The organism is Xenorhabdus entomophaga, assembly GCF_037996725.1.
GTDB classification, from domain to species: Bacteria; Pseudomonadota; Gammaproteobacteria; order Enterobacterales; family Enterobacteriaceae; genus Xenorhabdus; species Xenorhabdus khoisanae.
Genome location: NZ_JBBMXH010000587.1, coordinates 1 through 203, shown reverse-complemented (window position 1 = coordinate 203; position 203 = coordinate 1). Strand labels below are relative to the sequence as shown.

Annotated in this window: 1 protein-coding gene; it reads left to right on the top strand. The window is 49.8% G+C overall.

Annotated features, from left to right (window positions below):
- Positions 1-103, top strand: a 103-nt coding sequence (locus tag AAC854_RS24950; RefSeq protein WP_340619222.1) for an IS630 transposase-related protein, incomplete at its 5' end; no start/stop codon positions are given.
- Between the last annotated feature and the right edge of the window lie 100 nt (positions 104-203).

Below are 203 nucleotides of genomic sequence, written 5' to 3'. Positions count from 1 at the left end.
GGAAAGAGCAAAGCGCCTCGGGGTCTCACAATCGGCGATTCATTACGCTTTGAAACGGCTTCGGCTCACGCTTAAAAAAAACCTTAAAACATCCTCGCGCTGATCCTCAGCGTCGTCAGGCGTTTGTCGAGCGCATCAGCGACTATGAACAGGAAGGCAAACCAATTGTGTATTTGGATGAAAGTGGTTTCGCGCAGTCAATG